This is a genomic window from Polyangiaceae bacterium, assembly GCA_016715885.1.
GTDB lineage: Bacteria > Myxococcota_A > Polyangia > Polyangiales > Polyangiaceae > Polyangium.
On the sequence record JADJXL010000020.1, the window covers coordinates 538,118 to 558,126 of the forward strand.

The 20,009-nt window shown below is 59.4% G+C and carries 11 protein-coding genes; 3 read left to right on the top strand and 8 right to left on the bottom strand.

Annotated features, from left to right (window positions below):
• Positions 1–41: 41 nt before the first annotated feature.
• A complete protein-coding gene (locus tag IPM54_27550) occupies positions 42–923 on the bottom strand; it encodes a Uma2 family endonuclease (protein ID MBK9263550.1) in 882 nt (293 codons plus the stop codon).
• A gap of 236 nt (positions 924–1,159) precedes the next feature.
• Here IPM54_27550 and IPM54_27555 point away from each other — a divergent pair, with 236 nt between their 5' ends.
• Entirely contained in the window at positions 1,160–2,086 is a 927-nt protein-coding gene (locus tag IPM54_27555) for a DUF4351 domain-containing protein (GenBank protein MBK9263551.1), read from the top strand.
• A gap of 23 nt (positions 2,087–2,109) precedes the next feature.
• Here IPM54_27555 and IPM54_27560 read toward each other — a convergent pair whose 3' ends face one another.
• From IPM54_27560 to IPM54_27575, 4 genes are all read right to left on the bottom strand, one after another.
• Positions 2,110–6,036 (bottom strand): protein kinase, encoded by a 3,927-nt coding sequence (locus IPM54_27560; GenBank protein MBK9263552.1) that lies wholly within the window; start codon positions 6,034–6,036, stop codon positions 2,110–2,112.
• A 123-nt stretch (positions 6,037–6,159) separates the two neighbouring features.
• A complete protein-coding gene (locus IPM54_27565; GenBank protein MBK9263553.1) occupies positions 6,160–6,738 on the bottom strand; it encodes a hypothetical protein in 579 nt (192 codons plus the stop codon).
• Between the two features lie 168 nt (positions 6,739–6,906).
• Positions 6,907–8,664, bottom strand: a complete 1,758-nt coding sequence (locus IPM54_27570) for a DUF87 domain-containing protein (GenBank protein MBK9263554.1) — start codon at positions 8,662–8,664, stop codon at positions 6,907–6,909.
• A gap of 2 nt (positions 8,665–8,666) precedes the next feature.
• The gene (locus IPM54_27575; GenBank protein MBK9263555.1) at positions 8,667–9,707 is read right to left on the bottom strand and encodes an SIR2 family protein; all 1,041 of its coding nucleotides are present in this window, start codon (positions 9,705–9,707) and stop codon (positions 8,667–8,669) included.
• A gap of 195 nt (positions 9,708–9,902) precedes the next feature.
• Here IPM54_27575 and IPM54_27580 point away from each other — a divergent pair, with 195 nt between their 5' ends.
• Both IPM54_27580 and IPM54_27585 read left to right on the top strand, forming a co-directional pair.
• Positions 9,903–10,427, top strand: coding sequence for a response regulator (locus IPM54_27580; protein ID MBK9263556.1), 525 nt, complete (start codon positions 9,903–9,905; stop codon positions 10,425–10,427).
• A 17-nt stretch (positions 10,428–10,444) separates the two neighbouring features.
• Positions 10,445–15,724: an AAA family ATPase gene (locus tag IPM54_27585; protein MBK9263557.1), complete on the top strand. Its 5,280-nt coding sequence runs from the start codon at positions 10,445–10,447 to the stop codon at positions 15,722–15,724.
• A gap of 138 nt (positions 15,725–15,862) precedes the next feature.
• Here IPM54_27585 and IPM54_27590 read toward each other — a convergent pair whose 3' ends face one another.
• The 3 genes from IPM54_27590 to IPM54_27600 are packed head-to-tail and all read right to left on the bottom strand — an operon-like array spanning position 15,863 to position 19,916.
• Complete coding sequence (locus tag IPM54_27590; protein MBK9263558.1) at positions 15,863–16,705, bottom strand: hypothetical protein; 843 nt, start codon at positions 16,703–16,705, stop codon at positions 15,863–15,865.
• Positions 16,702–18,321: a hypothetical protein gene (locus tag IPM54_27595; GenBank protein ID MBK9263559.1), complete on the bottom strand. Its 1,620-nt coding sequence runs from the start codon at positions 18,319–18,321 to the stop codon at positions 16,702–16,704. Before IPM54_27595 ends, IPM54_27590 begins: the two co-directional genes overlap by 4 nt.
• A complete protein-coding gene (locus tag IPM54_27600) occupies positions 18,318–19,916 on the bottom strand; it encodes a hypothetical protein (protein ID MBK9263560.1) in 1,599 nt (532 codons plus the stop codon). The genes IPM54_27595 and IPM54_27600 overlap by 4 nt, the downstream gene beginning before the upstream one ends.
• Positions 19,917–20,009: the final 93 nt, after the last annotated feature.

Genomic DNA, 20,009 nt, shown 5'->3' on the forward strand with positions numbered 1-20,009 from the left:
GAACGAATCGCGCCGTTGCGGCCTGGATTCGCCGAATGGCTTCACTGCGTCGACGAAATGAATACGTCGTCCAGCGACGTCGCCACGAACAATCGCTCCGTCCATCGCTCGAGCTCTTCGATACTCGCGACGTCGATGCGTTGCTGCACAGCGTCCGGCACATTTCCGAAGCGCAAACGCAACAGGCGGCAAAACGTGTCGTGTACGCCCTTTTTGTGGCCTTCGTCCAGGCCCTTTTTGTGGGCATCCTCTTTCAGCTTGACGATCTCCGCATTGCCCTTCGTAATGAGCGCCCGTGCGACTTCGTTTTCCCCTTCGGCAAAGTCGATCAATGCGCGCACGGCAATGGGACGAATGAAGAGTTTATCCTCGATCACGCCGTCTTCATTCAGCGGGACGAACTTCCCCTCGTCCTTTGACCACTCGGCAACCTGGTTCGTCTTCACGAATATGGCGAATACCCGACGAACTCCACGGTGAATCAAATCTTCCGCCTTGTCCGTCACATCACGCAGCCGCTGCTCGTTCACCACCTCGAACGATATCTCTTCCAAGTAACGTGAACCCGTCGCCGGATCCGTGCCGTCTCGGCACACGCACACGTCCGTTCCGAAGTCGGACTTCTCTGATGCCCGCGTGAGCAGCTCGGTTGACATCGAATACCCGGGCCTTACGTGCGGCGCGGTCAAAAACGCAAGCCGACCCTGCGCTTTGGCATGAGGAAGCAGCGCGACCATCGCCGAAACCTTACGACCTCGAATCATCTCGTAACGCGCCTCGGCTTCGGGCTGCACGAGATGTTCGTCGACAGGTGGAAATGGTGACGTGGGACGGCGATCGGCGCGAGGAATCGACCGAGATTCCACGCCGCCATGAGCGGCTGGTGCGAGAACCATGGGTCCTGCGCTGCTCTTGGGATCCATCGCTGCCCATGATAGCAGAAGAACGGAAAGGTGGGCTAGTTGAAAAATACATCGCGCGGCGCTCGAGGTCGAGGTCGCCCGCTTAATCCGGGACAAACGGTTTGTCAAGGAGCGGTTCGCACGTGACGATGCATTCCAGCCCCAATCACCGACAAACTCTCGCGCCCTCCAAGACAAACACCTCACGCATATTTTCCGCTTGCTGCGCAGTTTCGTTTCTGGTAAGGTCATCGTCGATGGATCCCAAACGTGGCGGTAGCGATGGTGGGATGATACTTGCCCCGGGTGCTGGGGGGCACGCGTCGTCATTTGCTTTCCCAAGCGCCGATCGCAAACCGACGTTTCCACCGGTCGACGAACATCTCGTAAAGCCCGAGGTGTCACGCGAAGAGATCATTCGAGGTCGCAAGATCATCACGATGGGGGCCAACCCGGAACATGCGGAAGCGCACGCACGGGTGGACTTCGTCATCGGCCCGCACGTGCGGCCCGGCGCGGTAGCCGCATCCGATTTGCTCACGCGCGTGAACCAAGGCTCGAACTTTGCCACCGACGTTTGCGTTCGCAACGCAGGCACGGACCCTCGAACGGGCACCCGCTACCTGGAAGAGCTTTCTTTCGAGGTCGTCAACGAACAATCGATGCGCGACGCGAAGGAGAAAGCCGAGGACTTGACTGGGCGCGGAGTTCGTCGCGTGTTCGCGATTTTCGTCAAGAAAAACTGCATTGGCGAATGGTCACAAGCTCGACGCGAGTTCGTGATGCTACCCAATGACGGAATGATCGAAGACCCCATGTTCATTCGACCGATTGCGGTGCAAGCGCTGCTCGACGCTGCGGTCGCGGAAAGCCAAGTCGTCCTCGCCTTGTGGAAAAAAGGCAACCCCGAGCTCAAACGGATTCATCAGCGAGGCATCGATGAGGGGCACAAGAAGGGGCTCGATGAGGGGCACAAGAAGGGGCTCGATGAGGGGCAAAAGAAGGGGCTCGATGAGGGGCAAAAACGTTTGCTACTGACGCTCTTGCAGAAGCGGTTCGGCAACCTTCCGGTGGCCGTCGAAGCCCGTGTGAACACGGCAGATTCCGCTCAAATCGACGCATGGGCCGAAAAACTGCTATCCGCCTCGTCGCTCGACGAAGTGTTCCCGCGCGAGCTCGGCTGATACCTCGAACACCGCTCGGCCCCTCAAAACCACGCCTGCGCCAATGCCATGGCACGCACGTTTTCGGCGCGCCCCGACAAGTATTGCTCCCTGCGAGGTCCCGGGGGGAGCGTCGAGGCGCGCAATTCGATTCCCTCGATGGCCTTTTTCAGCGTCGCACGAGCTTCGTCGACGTCCCCGTGGGCATGAAGCGCCTCGGCAGCAGCCACGCAGAATCCCACGGCCGCATAACCTCCGAATCCAAGCGTCTCCGCAATGCGAAGCCCCTCCCTTGCCAGCGCCGCAGCCTCCGCGTGTTTTCCTTGTCCGCGCAAGGCGTCGAGCAGCACGGTGCAATAACGCAGGTATTCGGAAGGGACGGCAGCTACTATTGGCATGCAAACGCGTATTTCTTCTTCCGCACGCGCAAATTCTCCACGCGAAAGCCACACGATCGCACGCGGCCCGGACGCGAGAAGCGCAAAAACGCTCGCAGGATCAATTTCGACGAACTCACGGCATATTCGTTCGATGTCATCCATTGCAGATGAATCACCCCGCTCCGCGTGCAACACGATGAGCCAAGCGGAGGCAGCCAGCTTCACGAGCATCTCGCCCGCCTGGTCCGCAATGGCAATCGCACCACGAATGCTCGTCTCCGCGTCGTCGAATGCGCCAATCGCCCAGTAGCACCCGCCAAGCAACGCTTTGGCCAAGCTGAGTTTCTGCATGTGCGCCACTCGTTCGAATGCCGCCACGCAACGCTCGGCCGTCGTCACCGCAAACCACGGATCGCTTTCCGTCTGAAATGCCCGGTAAAACCTTTCGATGTCGATACAGGCCCGCGTGTAAATGTCGTCTTCGGGCACGATCGCCAATACCTCGTCGAGCTTCCGTTGCCACATTGGCCATGCTTCACGCATGTTCATCGCTCCAACATGCCGAAAAACGATGGCCACGGCGCGCGCGTAGGCACTCACCGCATCGGGCGCGGGAATGACGCCATGCAGTGTCTCGAACAACGTCGCAACCAATTGAGGCGGTACGGCCTGAACCACGATCAGCATTTGCTCGACGGCTTTGCACCACCAATGACTCCCTGGAGGCAAGAGCGCGATCGCTTCTTCGCCTTTCGTGACGGACTCGGCATACTTCGCCATTCCCAAAAGCGAAATCGCCTCCAGGGCGCGCAATAACCCGAGCATCTCGCCCTCGGGTCCCAATGCCAAACCTCGCTGCGCCCGCGCCAAGGTTTCCGCATTGTCGTTGCGCTCGTGCGATTGCACCGCCGCTCGCCCATACAGTTCGATCGCAGCCGATTTCTCGTCGCCCAATCCAGCATGCTCAGCGAGGACCATGGCGTCCGTCTCGCCCACCGATTCGAGCCAATTGCGCGCCAAACGATGCCCAGACGCCCGATCTCCGTCCAAAAGAAGCCCATACGCCGCATCTCGCACGAGCGCGTGACGGAAGCCATATTCGACCTCGCCAGGAAATCGACTCGTGCGCCGTTTGTCTACGATTTCCTCCTCCACGAGCTGCTCGAGGCACCGCTCGACGTGAAGCTTGTCCTTGGTAAAACCACACACCGTGCGGGCCGCGCCCATCCAAAACGATTCTCCAAATATGCTCCCCGCAAGCAGCACGCGCCTCGGTTCCAAAGGCAATCGAGAAAGCCGCGCCTGAAGCATCGCCATTACCGTCTCGGGCACGTCGTCCGCATTGCCTTCCGCAGCCGCGCGAATGAGCTCCTCCAAAAACAACGCATTGCCACCCGCACGCTCCACGAGCCGCGAAAGCTTCGCCGGCGTCGCCATGGCATCGCCAAGTACGTCCTTGACCAATCGTTCCGCAGCCTTTTTTCCGAGCGGCCGCAGCGACAACTCGTGAACATGCCCCGACCAAAGACACGGGAAAACGTCGTGCACCTCGGGCCTTGCCAGCGCAAGGACGAAGAGCGGCGCGTCGTGGAGCCGCATGGCAGCATCGACCAGTCGAATCGTCGGCCCATCGCCCCAATGCACGTCTTCGAGGACCAACACGACCGGCGCGTTTTTACATTCGGCGCTGAGCCAATCCAAGAACGCATGCTCGATCTGCTCGCTCATGAGTTTGGGATCCATGCGCGCCGCGCGAAGCGCCGGATCGCGTTCGTCTGAAAAATGCACGTCGCACAATTCGCCCAAAAAGTTGCTCACACGCGGCCGGTCGACCGGAGCCACATGCTTGCAAAGCTCATTCAAAAAACGAGCTCCGATTTCATCGAGGGACGCATTGTCGACGACCGCTGCTCCGACGATTCCCGCGTGCTCGAGAATCGCGCGACGAAGCAAACCATACGGCGAGCCCACGACCAAGGGATCACCGAATGCCGTGAGAATCGTGGGCACCTCGCTCTTCGGGCGCCTCGTGAATTCGTGCCTCAAGCGGGACTTGCCCACACCCGGCGGCGCCGTCACGAGCAGCACCTGCGGGATCGATTCGTCGATGCATTGGCGATACACACTCTCGATACGGAACAGCTCCTGCTCGCGTCCGACGCACGGCGTGGGTTTACCGAGCAGAAGCCGGTGTTCGTCGGCGGTGATGCCCTCTTTGCGAACGACGACAAACCCGTCGAATCGTTCGGCTTCGAAACGATGTCCCACGAGGCCCATGGTGACATCGCACAAGGCGACGCCTGAAAAACCAGCAGAATCGACGGCACGCAACTTGTCGAGAAGTTGCACGGCCTTGTCCACGGCAGCGCCAGTGGCCATGCCTTCGTGCACGACGGCGCTTCGGCCCGTCACGACGACGATGCGCGCATCGGGCGAGTTTTCGTGAAGCGCAAGCGCGGCGCGCACCGCCGCCGATGCCTGATCCCCAGCGCTCCCTCGAAGCAGAATGGTGGCCAGAAGTGATCCATCGGCGAGCTCTTCGCAACGCGCTCCGATTTGACGAAGAATGTGCTGCGCGGTCGTTTGTTTCGAGGTCGAAGCATCGCTCGCGGTTGCCACGGGAGCTTTCGATTGCGAGGCCGTTGCAAGCACGACGCTCACGAGCATTTGTTCGGCACTCATCCAGGTCATCGACGCCGACGTCGCAGGCGCGGCTTGATTCACCTGCAAATCGCCCGTCGTTTCTGCCGGCGGCGAGGGCAAACGATGCAGCTCTTCGAGCAGCATGGATGCATCGCGGGGTCGCTGCGATGGATCCTTGGCGAGCATGCGCAAGACCAGGTCGCTCCACGCGGGAGGTACATTGGGACGCACCTTGTGAAGGGCGGTGGGTTCGTCGAAGAGGATGCGCGAGAGGACGGCGGGCATGGAGGGCGCGTCGAATGGAGGCCTGCCAGCGAGGCACTCGTGCAGGACGCATCCCATGGAAAACACGTCAGCAGCCGCGCCGACGTCGGTTGCGGATTTCAACTGCTCGGGTGCCACGTAATTGGGTGTTCCGAGCGCCGCGCCGGTGACCGTCAACGCCATGGTCGATGCTCTGCGCGCAATGCCGAAATCGAGGAGCATGACTTGGCTGACGTCGCCGCTCGGAAGAAAAAGATTGTTTGGTTTGATATCACGATGCACGATGCCTTGCCGGTGAGCTTCGGCCAAAGCTTCGGCCACACGCGTGATCAGCACGATGCTATCGGCCATCGAAAGCGGACCTCGAGCGAGCCTTGCCGAGAGGTCTTCGCCGTCGAGCCATTGCATGGCGAGGTAAAACCGTCCGGTGGGGGTTTTTCCGTGGGCGACATGCGCGACGATGGCGGGATGTCGCAACTCCGCGAGCAATCGAGCCTCGCGTTCGAAGCGATCGAGCGTGGCCGCATCGTGCGAACGTTCCTCGTGCGAGACTTTCAATGCGACGAGCTGGCCGGTCACGCGGTCCTTGGCGCGAAAAACGGTGCCCATGCCCCCACTGCCAGCACTCGCGAGAAGTTCGAACCTTTCGGCAATCATCGTCCCCTGCGCCAGGTCTGCCGCCATTTTATCCTTCCTTGCGGAAAGAGCGGACGACGACCGCGTACTGGCGTCAAGATGGAAGTTCGCAGTGTAATATCGATTGGTGCAATGGAGGGGCGCTGAACCGACGTTGCTTCGGTGCGAACGTCAGAACGAGCACTGCTTGAGGCCGTTGGGCGGGAACATGGGCGTCTTGCACGTCATGCCCATGGGGCATTCATCGTCGGTTGCGCACAGTTGCGTCCCCGTACCATTCGGACCACCCGTGCACATCGGTTCGCAATTCGCCGTCGGTATGCTGCCAGGGCCGCCGAAAATGAGGCAACAGACTTCGCCATTCGTGCAATTCGCGGCGCTCGTGCAATCAGCCGAAAGGCCCTGGCATTGTGCATCGATTGCAATGCAGTTTTGCCCCGCCATGGACGCGCAACACTTTTGCGTGGCCGGATCGCACATCTGATCGCCGCACACGATTGCTGCGCCACCACTGCTCGAACTGGAAGAGCTGCTGGAGCTCGACGCACCGCCACCTTGTCCGCCCATTCCAGCCGTGCCGCCGCCTTGGCCGCCACCGCCGCCTTGTCCGCCAGCGCCCGCGGTACCGCCTTCTCCGCCAGCACCTCCGCCGCTCGACGACGACGAGCTCGTGCCGAGCTGCACGTCTCCATCACCGCCGCAGCCCATGACGAACGCGGCGCCGAAAGCCAAGAGAGTCCAATGCTTCATGCTCAATCTCCGTTCTGGTGAATTGGAAGGACTGCAACACGCGATTCCGTCCATGGCAGCGCTTCCAATGCCCGGCTCGTTAGCATGATCGTCAGCAGGAATCGACATGCAGATTTCGCACTGCGGCAGCTATGGGTGGCCGTCGCTTGGATCGCGACGATTCGCGCATCAGGTGGGCCGCGTTTGTCTTCTGAGCGTTTCCACGGCGGCCGCGAGCGCATCCGCATCCGGCGGACGCGTTGCCCATTCCAACCAGAAACTCCGCGTCGCGCTGTTCGGCTTCGTTTGCGGCGGATCCAGTCGAATGCGCGTCGGCAAGAGCACCGCATCGCCCAAGAGCAATGCTTCGCCCACATCCATCAAGGGAAGCACTTCCGTCAGACCCGCCATGGAATCGGGCATCAATCGCCGCACCACGTTTTGATCCTGATCGTTCGTGAGGCGCAAGATCATGAAATTGTTGCATTGGCTCAAGATCGTACGACTCACGTCATGCGGCCGTTGGCTCACGACGAGCAGCGACACGCCGTATTTGCGCCCTTCTTTCGCGACGGCTTCGAATGCATCGAGAGCCTTGCGTTCGGCGGTTTCGGCCGCTTCGCGCACGGGCAAGTACAAATGCGCCTCGTCGCATACGAGCGTCACGGGGGTGCGCGCGCGAGGGTCCATCCAGAATTGAACATCGTACAAAAGCCGCGCCAATACGCCGACGACCACGGGCAAAACATCGGCCGGGACTTCTGAAAAGTCGACGATTTTGATTCCCGGCGTTCCGCGTCCCGATCCGAGCAGCCGTCGAATTTGCTTCGGCAGCCAATCGTAATGCATCGCTTCGGGGGGCGCTCGAAACAAAAAACCATAACGTCGATCGTCGCACTTGGCATCGAGTCGCGCCAAGAAACGCGTCAATTTGTCGTTCCAATCGCCTTTGATTTCCTTGTCCCGCGCGCCTTTTTTCGTGCCCGTGTTGTCTTCTTCGAGGCGCCCGCGCAAATCCGAAAGCGAATACGGAATGGGCGAATCGACCGTGAACGTTTTCCGAGCTTCCGTTTGTCCGGCGGCTGCAAGCGTCTCGTCTTTCAGCTTGCGAACGTGCTCGGTGAATCGTGCCGCTTGATTGGGCGCATTCTGGTCGCCTCGGTCGAGCAATATCGAGAGCATTTCTTCTCGATTGAGCAGCCAATGCGGCAAAAAAAGCACGTCATCGCGAGGCTCGTCCAAGTCTCCCGGTCCCGCAATGCGCAAACGCGTAGCGACTCGGCGACCGTTTTTCGCTTCCGAAAGCGGCCCGTATTCGCCGTGCATATCGAGCACGATGATGTTGGGATAATCGAGCGCTGCGGCCCGTTCCAAAATCAGCGCTACCGCCCAGCTTTTGCCCGAACCCGTGCTTCCCAAGATGGCCGCGTGCCGCTGAAAGAACCGGTTTCCATCGGCCACCGCCACGGCCGTACGATCCGCGACGAAATGCCCGAGCTGGAGTCGCTCGGCGCGGCCGATGTCTTCCGAAAACAGCGTCATGAGCCGCTGCAAATTGCCAGCGGTCAACAAATACACGTGCCTATCGATTTGCGGAAACGAATCCGCCCCGCGCTTGAACACGTTCCGCCGTTCACCCTCGACGGTGCGAAACGTTCCAATGAGCACCGCGGAAATCGTGTCGTCTTGCACTTCTTCTTGGCGAACGTGACCGTCTTTGTCTTCTTGGTCGAACCTGGTTTCGACGCGAAGTTGCCGCGTGATTCGCTCGACCACGGCAATGTTGAAATCGTGGACCGAGCTACCTTCGATGGCGACGAGCCCGCCCACGCAAATGCGCGTGGCCATCGCATTGTCTGCCACGGAAACATACACGCGTGTCGTATCGACCGCGGAAACGTGCCCGACGACGTCGCTCGACTCGAATTGAAATATGGTGCTCGCCATCGTCAAAAAACCTCTTCTACCAAAGAATCGATCGACCAAAGGGAAAGGCCTGGAAAAAACATTTGCCCGGAGCTCGAGACGAACTCCGTTCCCGCATTGCCGTGAGCATCTTTTGCTTGCACGAGCGCGAAGACGCTCGGATTCGATTCGATGACAGCCTTGGCGCTCGGCGACAAATACAGCGTCATGAGCATGCAGGGTTTGCCTCGGTGGAGCTCACGACGCAATGTTTTTTCGAGGTGTTCGTCGTTGAAGCCATAACCGACGATCAAAAATCGATCGGCCTCTTCGAGAATGCCGTTGGCTGCGGCGCGATGCCTTTCGAAAATGCTTTCGTATCCGCGCTTGTACTTCTGCGCGCCGGGAGTAATCATGAGCCTTCGGCAATCGAGCGGTACGGGGGACCGCACGGGTTCGCCGTCTTGTTCGTACCAATCCAGGCTGCCATGGGGCTTGAACAAACGCACTCGTTTGCGATATATTTTCCGATACGCAGTTCGGTGCGGGCGAATTTCGCTCAAAAACGAATCGCGGCTCGTTTTTTCATCGAGCGCTGCGAAGTAATTTCCGACGAACATGGTGTCGACGCCATAACCGATGGTTTCGGCGGCGACTTCGATGAGGCGGTCATAATTCGAGGTAATGACGTGGACTTCATTGCTCGTCGACGGCGTGATGTGTGGCAATAGCTTCGAGAATGGAAGAATGACGCGTTTGGACAAGGCCGATCGAATCACGCGCGCTTCTTCTTCGGCGATGAGCCCTGCGGTCAGGTCGACGATGGCATTACCCACATTTTCGGACGTGAGCACCGCGTGCAGGGCAACCTCGAGACCCTGGCCGGTTTCTAACACCGCGGTAATGCGGTTCCATTCGTCGAGCTCGGCATGGGAGATGCGCGCTGGCATTTTTTCGCGCAAGTAGGCTTCGAGCCTCGACATGGTCGGAAGTCCCGATGCTGCCGACAGGCCCGATCCGACGAGGGTCACGAGTCCCGTGCGAAAGTGCTCTTGGATGCGCTTTTTGAGCTCGGCGAGGTTCACGCTGGAAAATGTCGTACCAGAGTTCGGACGAGGGACCAAAAAAGTTGCGGGAGTATGGAGCTGGGCCGGGGCTAGGAGCTGAGCTGCGGCAAAATTGCGTCCATCACGGCTCTTGTTTTACTGGAACTGTCCTGGTACAGTGTAGATTATCCAAACTCTCGCCGCGTTCACAATTTCAGCGCAGGTGTCAAGACTATGACGTTCAGCAAATTCGATTCGGTACTTGGTCAAAGGGACCCCCAAAGCCAAAGGAAAGGTCCGGCTTCGAATCGGCCCGTCATCTTGCTCGTGGATGACGATGCCGCCATTCGAGCGTCTTTGTCGATTATGCTCGCCAATCGTTATGAAGTGCTCCTCGCTTCATCGGCGACGGACGGCTTGCGTGCCCTACGCGACGATGTTTGCGCCGTCATCCTGGACGTGAAGATGAAAGGAGAAAATGGGTTTTGGGCGTGTGACCGCATGCGAGACAAATACCCGCTTTTGCCTGTCATCTTTTATTCGGCATTCCAAGATGTCAAAGATCCGTATCGCGTCATCAACGAACATCGACCGTTCGCATACTTGACGAAGGGCGGAGATCCCAAGGATTTGCTCGATGCGCTCGAGCTTGCCGTGCGCCTTTATTCATTGGTTTTGCAGAGCAAAAAGGCCACGAGGTCGGTCGTCGGGGAACACGAACCGATGTCGGCTCGCACATCCGAGCGTAGCTCGAAGTGACGATTTGAGGACGAACGATGCCGCGCCGGTTTACCGAAGTCGTCGAGCTGCACGACGGAGGAACGACTCGTATTTTGCGCACCCGAGATCCGAAGAGCGGTGCGCGTTTGGTGCTGAAGAGTATTCGCCCTGAATTCCACAATGCCGCGCAAGTCGCTCGGCTGCGGCACGAATACGACATTCTCCTGCCGCTCGATGTGCCGGGAGTCGTCAAGGCACTGGATTTGACCGAATACGACGGATGCCCGACGCTCGTTTTGGCAGATCGCGGCGGGGAAGCATTGGAATGGGTACTCGAGCGCGGACGCATCGAGCTATCCCGCGTGCTCGTGCTCGGCATTCGAATCGCGACGGCGCTCGAAAACATTCATTTGCGACGCGTCATTCACAAGGACATCAATCCGAACAACATCGTGCTCATCGACGATGGGGAAGACGTCGAGCTGATTGATTTCGAGCTGGCCACGACGCTGCCACGCATCGTCGAACATGACGTCAGGCCCGACGTGCTCGAAGGAACGCTCGCGTATATCGCGCCGGAGCAAACCGGGCGAATGAACCGATCGATCGACAATCGTACGGATCTGTATTCATTTGGCGCGACGCTTTATCGCATGCTCGTGGGTCGTCCGCCCTTCATCGAAACGGATCCATTGAGCGCCGTGCACGCTCATATCGCGCGGCGGCCCGTACCGCCTGCTCGAATCGACGCCGCGATTCCCGAAGCCGTATCGGCGATCGTCATGAAATTGCTGGCGAAAATGCCCGAGGACCGATACCAAAGCGCGGGCGGCGTGAAAGCGGACCTCGAACGGTGCCTCGAAGGTATGCTGGCGGCCGGATCGATTGCGTCGTTCGAGCTTGGCGCCGATGACGTTTCCGACAGGTTCAGGATTCCCGAGCGATTGCATGGGCGAGAGGCCGAGCTCTTGCAGCTTTATACGGCATTTCAACGGGCCATCGAGGGCGCTTCGGAATTCGTGCTGGTCCATGGTCCCGCGGGCATTGGCAAATCCGCGGTCATCCGTGAATTTGCTCGGACGGTTCGAGCCGGTGCTGGTGCGTTTGCAAGTGGTCAATTCTTGGTTCGGGATGGTGACGCGCCGTATTCGGGTATTGCCGCTGCGCTGGCGCCGCTCATTCGAGAATTCTGTTCGGCAAGTGAAGCGCGCCTTTCCACGCTGCGAACGCGATTGCGCTCGGCGCTTGGCAGCACAGCCGGTGTCGTGACCGAAATCCTGCCGGATTTGGCGCTGGTGCTGGGCGAGACGCCGGCCAAACCGATGGAGCTTCCGGCAGATCAAGCCAAGGAGCGGGCCAAGTTTGCATTCTTGCGATTGTTTCAAGTATTGGCTCGCGACGGGCTCGCGCTGTTCTTGGATGATATTCAATGGGCCGATGCCTCGTCGCTCGAGCTATTGGCGCACCTCGTCACCGACGTTTCCGGGCGCGGGATCGTGATCATTGCATCCGAACGGCAAGATTCGCAATCGAATGGTCGAATTTCACGATTCGTCGATGACCTGGTACACGACGGAGCGGCCGTGACGAACATCGCGCTCGGCCCACTGGATTTGAATGCCGTGCGAGCTTTGGTTTCCGATGCCGTCAATGCCCGAAAGGGGCGCGTACCGGATGCAGACGTCGAGCGGCTCGCGAGCGTCGTTCATCAACGAACGTTCGGAAATCCGCTCTTCGTGGGGACGTTTTTGACGACGCTGCATCGAGATGGTCTCATTGATTTCGATCACGCGACGCGGGCGTGGCGCTGGGACATTGCCGCCATCGAACGCGCATCCGTGCCGGGTGACGTGGCGCTCCTGCTGTCTGAACGAGCGCAGCGCCTCGATGAAGCCGTTCTCTCGCTTTTGCAAGCAGCAGGATGCATTGGAAACGACTTCGACAAGGAGACTCTTTCCGCGATTACGGACGTCGCGTCGGCGCGAGTCGACGCATTGCTTTCGGATGCCGCGCAGGAAGGGTTTGTCTTGGCCACGGGCAGCCAATATGCGTTCGTCCATGCGCGCGTGCGTGAGGCAGTTGTCGAGCTGATGGATGCCGGGAGGTGCAAAGCTTTGCATTTGCGCATCGGGCGAGTGCTTCGTGCAAACGTGCGCGGCGACAAGCTTTATGGGGTGCTCGGGCACATCAACATCGCGGCGGATCTGGTGGTGGATCCGGTGGAACGATTGGAAATGGCCCGCTTGAACCTGGAAGCGGGCAATGCCGCGCGCGCGGCTGCGGCGTTCGAAGCGGCCATGGCCCATTTCGATGCAGGGTTGGGTTTTCTTCCGGTGAATGCATTTGAATCGGAAAAGCGCCTTGCTTTCGACTTGACGCTGGGCGCGGCGGAGACGGCTTATTCGTGCGGCAAGCGAAGTCGTGCCGACGCTCTTTATGCGGATTTGCAAACTCGAGCCCGGGGTGACATCGAACAGCTCGAAGTTGCGTGCGCGCGGGTGCGCATGCACCGAGTGCTCAACGAATACGCTGCGGCCAAAGATCTGGCGCTCGAGGCATTCACGCGACAGGGTATATCGCTGCCTCGAAAAGGGGGCTTGCCGAATGTTCTTTTGGAATTTGGCAAAGCCGAGCTAATGCTGCGCAGATTTTCTCCTGACGACATTTTGGCGCTGCCTGTCGTCAAGTCGGAGAAAGGGGACCTTCTCGCGGCGCTCGCGGAGGACACGCTTTTCGTGGTGTACTTCGAGGATCCGCTGCTGCATTCGGTGTTTACGGCGAAATTCGTGCTATTGGCGCTCGAACAGGGTTTGTCGCCCGTGAGTCCAGCGTGTTTTGCAGCCTATGCGCTGCTCGTGCGGTTGATACGGGGACAAAGCGAGCGTGCGGACGAGCTTTGTCTGATGGCATTGCGGATGTTCGACAAGTTTCCCGAGCTTCCGACGGCGCTCGTGCGTTACATGTACGCGATGCTCATCATGCCATTTCGCCATCCGCTCGCGAAGTGTGTGGCTGCGCTTTCGGACGTGTACAAAGCGGCGATGGACGAGGGAAGCCGTGTTTTCATGAATTTGGCATTGGGTCCGATGGTCGGCTACCAATTTCAACTAGGCGCTCCACTGCCCGAATTCGTTGAAAATTTGGAATCGAACGAGCGACGATTGAACGAATTGGCGCGGGTGACGAACAATCCGCGGACGCACCTGCTTTCGAAGCGAATTGCTCTGTATTTGCAGGGGAAAACGCGCCCAGGATCCTTCGAGACGCTCGATTTGGACGACATTACGTTCGTCCGAGAGCTCGAGCAGGATCCGATGAAGCTCACCGCGCCGCTTTACAATTTTTATCAAGCGTGGGCGCATCTTTTCATGGGAGACCACGACGAAGCAAAACGCGCGTTCGACCGCGTTCCAGATGATATCGTACAGCCGCTTTCGGCCGTGAGCTCGATTGGCGAATATTACTTGGTTCGTGGCCTGGTTCTGGCGACGAGCGTGCCGAACGGCGCGATCGGACGAGCTCGAAATATCGTTGCGCTGCACGCAATTCAGCGCAAGCTTGCAGATTATGCGGCGCATTCGCCAGAAAATTTTGGACAATTCGCCGCGCTTTTGTCGGCCGAAGCCGCGAGGCTCGAAGGGCGTACGATGGCGGCCGCCAAGCATTACGATCGAGCGGCGCAAATGGCGCAATCGTGCGGCTATTTGCAATACGAAGCATATGCGCTGGAACGGGCGGCGATTTTTTGGTACGCGCACGACAATGCGGGGGTTGCGCGGTCGTATTTGCAAAGGGCACATCTTGCGTACGAGCGTTGGGGTGCGACGGCCAAAGTCGTAGCATTGGAGAAGGCGCATCCAGTTTTGCGTCGGGCGCAAACGCATGGAACGTCGACGGTACGAGCAACGAGTACGCAATCGACGAAATCGGTGTCGCTCGATGCACGCTCGATGGTGCGCGCATCGCAAGCGGTTTCAGAAGAAATTGCCCTCGACAAACTCCTGCACAAACTCATGACCGTGGTAGCGCAAGCGACGGGCGCCGAACGCGGAGCGCTCGTGCTGGACGACCCCGCAGGATTCGTTCTCGTCGCAAGTTTCACGGCCGATGGCGGTGCAGTGGTGCGTCCGACTCCGGCGCTTCTCGACACGGTCGACGATTTGCCGTCATCGGTCCTGCAGTATGTGGTTCGTACGGGAAAACCAATCCTTTGCGAAGATGCAACGAGGGACGAAAATACGCGAAATGATGTTTTCGTCACGGCGCATGGAACGAAGTCTCTTTTGGTCGTGCCAATGATGCGGCAAGGGGCTGCGCGGGGCATCCTTTACTTGGAAAACAATCAGCTCGCAGGGGCATTCGATGCGGAGCGGCTGTCATTGTGCGAAGTCGTGACGTCTCAGATGTCCATTTCCATCGACAATGCGCGACTTTATGCGAATTTGGAGCGAATGGTCGAGGAGCGAACGCGGGCGCTGGAAGAGGCGCGAACGCGTCTCGTGGAGCTGGAAAAAAGCACGACGGAAGTTCGGATGGCGGGCGGTTTCGCGCACGAGATGCGAAACGCGCTCACGGCTGCAAAAATGCTCATTGCGGCCATTCGTTTCGAACGAGAGGGCGGTGAAACGCGCAGCCTGTGCATGGACAATGGGGAAGCGCTTTTCGATATGTACCGTTTGCTCGAAAACCGGCTCGATCCAGTGGTGCTCGACGAGGTGGTGCCCATTTTGCGGCAAATCAATGCGAACGAAGAAAAGATTCACAACGTTCTCGGGATGGTGGGGTCATCCATCGAACGCGCTCTTGCCACGACGGGCTTGATTCTCGATTACGCGAAACTCAGCGGCGAGAGCGCAGGGCGGTCGATGACGGAGCTCGGGTATCTGGTGCAAAGCCTGGTGAATGAATCGCAGGCCGATTTCGAAAAACGTGGCATTGCACTGGAAGTCGACATTCCCCAAGGGTCGAGGGTTCGAGGCAATTACGAGCACTGGTATTCGGTGTTGAAGAATTTGGTGCTGAATGCGCGGGATGCGCTCATGGATGTGGAACGCCCCGAGGGGCGCAAGATCCGCATCGTGCTCGAAGAAGGCAGCGACAAACCTCGATTGGTCGTCGAGGACAATGGCACGGGGATCGATCCCAACGTTGCCGCACGCATTTTCGAGCCGTTCGTATCGACGAAACCGGAGTCGGGCACTGGCTTGGGCCTCGGTGTGGTCCGCAAGCTGCTCGGTCTATACCATGCGACGATTGATTTCGAGACGGAAATGGGTCGAGGAACTCGGTTCGTGATCTCGTGGCCTCGAGAGTCGGCATCGACGCACGCCGAATGAAGATGGCCCGGCCGCAGCCCGAATCTTTTCCGGCACTTGCGGTTCCCCCAGACTCGCGCGCTGCGCGGGCTCGAACAGTGGGACCCCCCGCAAGCGCCGGAAAAGATTCGGACTGCGACCTCGATTCCCAAGTTGGGTTCAAAACGTCACACCAAAACTCGCGCGTGTGACAAAACCTCCGGGGCGGAGCCCGGGGAGGTTTATCGCGCCAAACTTTCGCGGTTCGTCCTCGTTTTCCGGCGGGCGGAACGTCATCGATGCCTGACTGGCAAATGCGTATCCCCAATCCATCATGAGCCAAAACGATGCCGTTCGCCCCGGCGCCTTGCCCGCCGTGCCCAGCCGCAAAGCCGCGCCCGCGGACGTGTCCAAGACCATCGCCCACGAGCTCGATTCGAGGTCTACGCCGAGATCCCAATCCTCGATTTTGGCGCTCAGGTTCACGACCGAAGGAACAATTTTTGCGTACAGGTAAAACCTCGATTTGGGCATCCAGCGGCCTTCGACGCCCAATGCAACCCGATTGACGAGGAGGTCCGTTTGCGCGCCACGCGCATACGCCGAGGATGCTCCGATGTTCCACTCACCGAGGAAATGCAATTGGAGGCGCTCGGACTTCCACGGCGTGAACGTAAAACCAAGCGCATTCTGCACCAGCGCATCGCTTTCGGAATACGGATCATACCCTGGGTGCGTCAGGTTCAAGAAACGAAACCCCACGTACACGCCAAACATGTGCGGGCGCGCAGGCGCTTCGGGTTGTTTTACTTCGCTGCCGGCAAATGCTCGATTCACGGCAGCATTGTAGAGCTCGATTTCTCCGGCCGGCGTCGACGCCGCGGTCTTGGGCTCATCCGACGGTGACGGCATCGCCGCTGCATCGACCGCGGCTTCGGGTTTGTCGTCGGCCCGCGCGCTCGATGCGAGCAGCGAAAGCGTGCCCAACGCCGCACATGATAGGGCTCTTGCGACGCTATTCATTGGAATTCTCCCAGCAGCAAACCAAGGTATTCGATGGAGTTTTCGAGCGACGGGTTCGCTGCGTCGAATACCGTGGCACCCACCGTGCCCGCGGGATGAATCGCAACGACAGCTCGGCCTCCATCACGCCGCTCGACTTCGTAGGCGTCTTGCACGCCATAATTCAAGAATACGTTCTTCGGATGGAGCGTACCGAGATCCAGTTGCGCCACTGAATTCGCACCCGGTGCGACCATCCACGCACGCATGCCATCACGCGATACCACCGCACGCGCACCACCGCCGGAAGCGAGAATGGGCGACGCCGTGCGCGAAATCAAATCGAGCACGACGAAATTCCTGCCACTCGGCATGGCCAATATCTTCAGATGATTGTTCGGCGCAGGCACATCGATGACCGAAGACACCGATTCCACGAGCTCCAGCCGCTCGACGCTCTTGTACGGTTTTCCAATCGTCACGCCGAGCGATACGAAAGCCACGTTCGGCGTGGATGTCGACCACACGAGCGCAATATCGCCACCATTCGTCGTTTCACCCACGATATCCGTGACGATCGTAATCCGCTCGAATGCAGCACCAAGGTCCACATCCGACGTCGTTCCCGTCACCGGCTCGACGAGCGTGAGCGCCTTTTTCGACGGCACGAGCGCCGCGAGCCGGAGGCCTCCGTCGGTTTTCACGAATGCCATGTCGGTTGGCACTCCGCCCACGTAATTGATGTTCGGAACCGGCAAGAACGAATGCGGCGATTCTTTGCCCGCTGGCGTGGGCAAGAGATCGAGCACGATGACGTTTGGATCGTTCGCCACACGAATGGCAATGCGCGCATCATCGTCGACGCCCGGCTCGCCATCGCTGACGGCAGTCCCAGCAGGCCGGAGAATATCGGCACCACTCGTCAATTTCACAGTAATTTCGGGCTTTTCCGGGGCACTCAGATCGACCAGCGCAACGTCGCGATCGGTGCTGGCAACGAGCAATCGACGGTTTCCTCCGGGCAGCTCGAGCTCGGGGGTGAACGTGAATGCTTGCGGCCTTCCACCGAAACTTCGCAATGAAATGGGCACGGGATTCGTCGCCGATGCAGGCTGACCAAGCTTGATGAGCACGAGCTCGTTCGGATTTTGCACGAATGTCTCGGTATCCGATGCCGACGGGTAAACGACGGCAAATTCCGACCGTGGATCGATTTCGAGGCCCGAGAGCGGATCCGACAGGTCGTATTTCACGAGCGGCTGCGGATTCACGTTTCCATCGATCACCAAAAGCGACGGGCCTTCGTCCGTCGTTTTGCGCCGCGGCACGTCCCCTCGGCTCAGCGTGAGCAGGCGCGTGCCGTCGGATGTGAGCCTTGCAGCGGCAAAACCATGCCCCATGGGAATCGACATCGGGGCGAGCGACAAGTCGCCTTCGACGGGAAGCATGAGCACGCGATTCGCGTCGCGATCGACGATGGCCGCGGAGCCTCGCAGGCCAGCCGTGATGAGCGGCGTTTTGGTAATGGTTGCGCTCCATTCGGCAGCGCGGTCGGTGCAAGCAGCCGTGCCCATCGCGGTCATGCCAAAGAGCGCGAGCACAGGGAGCCGCCATTTCAATGAACGTAACGTATTCATTCTCCACTCCCATCGATGACCTGCGAAGCAAGCTCGAATCCGGTGAGCGTACGCACGGAGCCCGTGTTGAAGTCCACGAACGTAATGCGACCGTCGGGGTGTTTCTGCGCGACGAATCCTCGTTCAGCGCCCGCGACGATACCTGCCGCAATGGGCTGACTTGCAAGCTCGTACTTTTTCACTTCGAGCGACGGCATCGAAGCAACGTAGAGTCGATATTTGGGGTTCATTTCATCGCCGGTCGCGACAATTGCGCGATGACCTGCCGGAGCAACGGCTACCGATATCGCCGGGGCGTCGAGGCCCATGAGTTTGGCGGGCAAGTCTTCCGCAATCGGCACGATGCTCATGGCTGCGGGGTATTCCGAACCGATACTGCCACCCGCGTCGTGCAAAACGACGGCGTGAGAAGCATCCTCGGTTGGGAAAACCGCCTTGATGGGCGCCCAAAGCTGGATCAGACGCGGATCCGGGACGGCGGCGGACGTATCGAGCACCGTGAGCACGGGGTTTGGCGTGGCATTCGTGTACAAAAGCGCGACAGGACTCTTCGCGGCAAGCGACGCCGAACCAACCGTCGCATTGGATATCGTGACGAGCGGATAACTGAAAGGATCCGCAAGGATGCCCGGAATTGGCAAAAGGCCAACCTGGCTGGTTTCGCGAACGACACCGACCGCTACCGTTCCATCGGGCGAGAGGTCGAGGTCCGTTGGCGGAGCGGGAAATCCAACGTCCGTGCGCGTGCCATCGGCAAGGGAGAAGATGTTGACGAGCTTTTCGCCATCGCGACGAACGAGCGCGTACGAGCCGTCGGGCGTGATGGCAACATCGCGCGTAGAGGCATCACCGATGGGCTGATCCGACAGCTTGATGTTTTTCGCGACAATCGGCGCGCCGCCCGTGAGCGACACGACACTGATGCCGTCTTGCGTGACGGCAAAAGCACGCGTTTCTGCGGAATCGAAAGCAACGGCCACCGGGCGGTATCCGACGGTGAGCGAAGTGGACTTCATTGCGCCGGATTTCAGATCGAGCACGGTGATGTCTTGATATCCGTCAATGGGATCGGCATCGTCGATACGCCGCGCATCGGTCCATGCAATGGCCCACCGGCCATCGTCCGATACGGCCCACGCATTGCCGGACGAAGGCACGGGAAGCGATTCGGCCGTGAGGTCGGTTCCTTTGGCGCGGAGAATGGTCGCATCGTTCGACAGGACATTGAGCACGATGGCGACATCCGCATTGGGATCGGGAATGGCGGCGACGTGCGTCGGAGCATTGCCTGCTTCGACGACGTTGACCTCGAGCGTCGTGGCGTCGATGTATGCCACACGACCGCTCGTGGGATTGGCAATCCACACGTAGTTACCGGTCGCGACAGGCGCGCTGTAATTCGATTCTAGCTCCTCTTCGGGCGGGGGAGGAGGTGGCTCGTTGCCTCCACCGCCGGCGCCGAGATTGCCGCCAGGATCGCCACCGCTGGAAAAGCCATTGGATGCATCGAGACCAGCTTCGCTGGCCGAACAGCCGAATACGGAAGCCATGCCCGCCATCGCGAGCACGGACAGAAGTGCGAGCTCAGTTTTCATGGACGTTCACTTTCAGCAAGAAGGAAGCCGTAAGGGTTCGTCCGTCCAGTATACCGCACATTGCGCCGGTGGGAAAGGGAGGAGTTGGAAAAT

Excerpts from the sequence above, each read along its gene's own strand:
- IPM54_27565 (MBK9263553.1), bottom strand. The coding sequence starts at position 6,738 with ATGAAGCATTGGACTCTCTTGGCTTTCGGCGCCGCGTTCGTCATGGGC.
- IPM54_27595 (MBK9263559.1), bottom strand. The coding sequence starts at position 18,321 with ATGAATACGTTACGTTCATTGAAATGGCGGCTCCCTGTGCTCGCGCTC.
- IPM54_27550 (MBK9263550.1), bottom strand. The coding sequence starts at position 923 with ATGGATCCCAAGAGCAGCGCAGGACCCATGGTTCTCGCACCAGCCGCT.
- IPM54_27580 (MBK9263556.1), top strand. The coding sequence starts at position 9,903 with ATGACGTTCAGCAAATTCGATTCGGTACTTGGTCAAAGGGACCCCCAA.
- IPM54_27555 (MBK9263551.1), top strand. The coding sequence starts at position 1,160 with ATGGATCCCAAACGTGGCGGTAGCGATGGTGGGATGATACTTGCCCCG.
- IPM54_27600 (MBK9263560.1), bottom strand. The coding sequence starts at position 19,916 with ATGAAAACTGAGCTCGCACTTCTGTCCGTGCTCGCGATGGCGGGCATG.
- IPM54_27570 (MBK9263554.1), bottom strand. The coding sequence starts at position 8,664 with ATGGCGAGCACCATATTTCAATTCGAGTCGAGCGACGTCGTCGGGCAC.
- IPM54_27560 (MBK9263552.1), bottom strand. The coding sequence starts at position 6,036 with ATGGCGGCAGACCTGGCGCAGGGGACGATGATTGCCGAAAGGTTCGAA.
- IPM54_27590 (MBK9263558.1), bottom strand. The coding sequence starts at position 16,705 with ATGAATAGCGTCGCAAGAGCCCTATCATGTGCGGCGTTGGGCACGCTT.
- IPM54_27585 (MBK9263557.1), top strand. The coding sequence starts at position 10,445 with ATGCCGCGCCGGTTTACCGAAGTCGTCGAGCTGCACGACGGAGGAACG.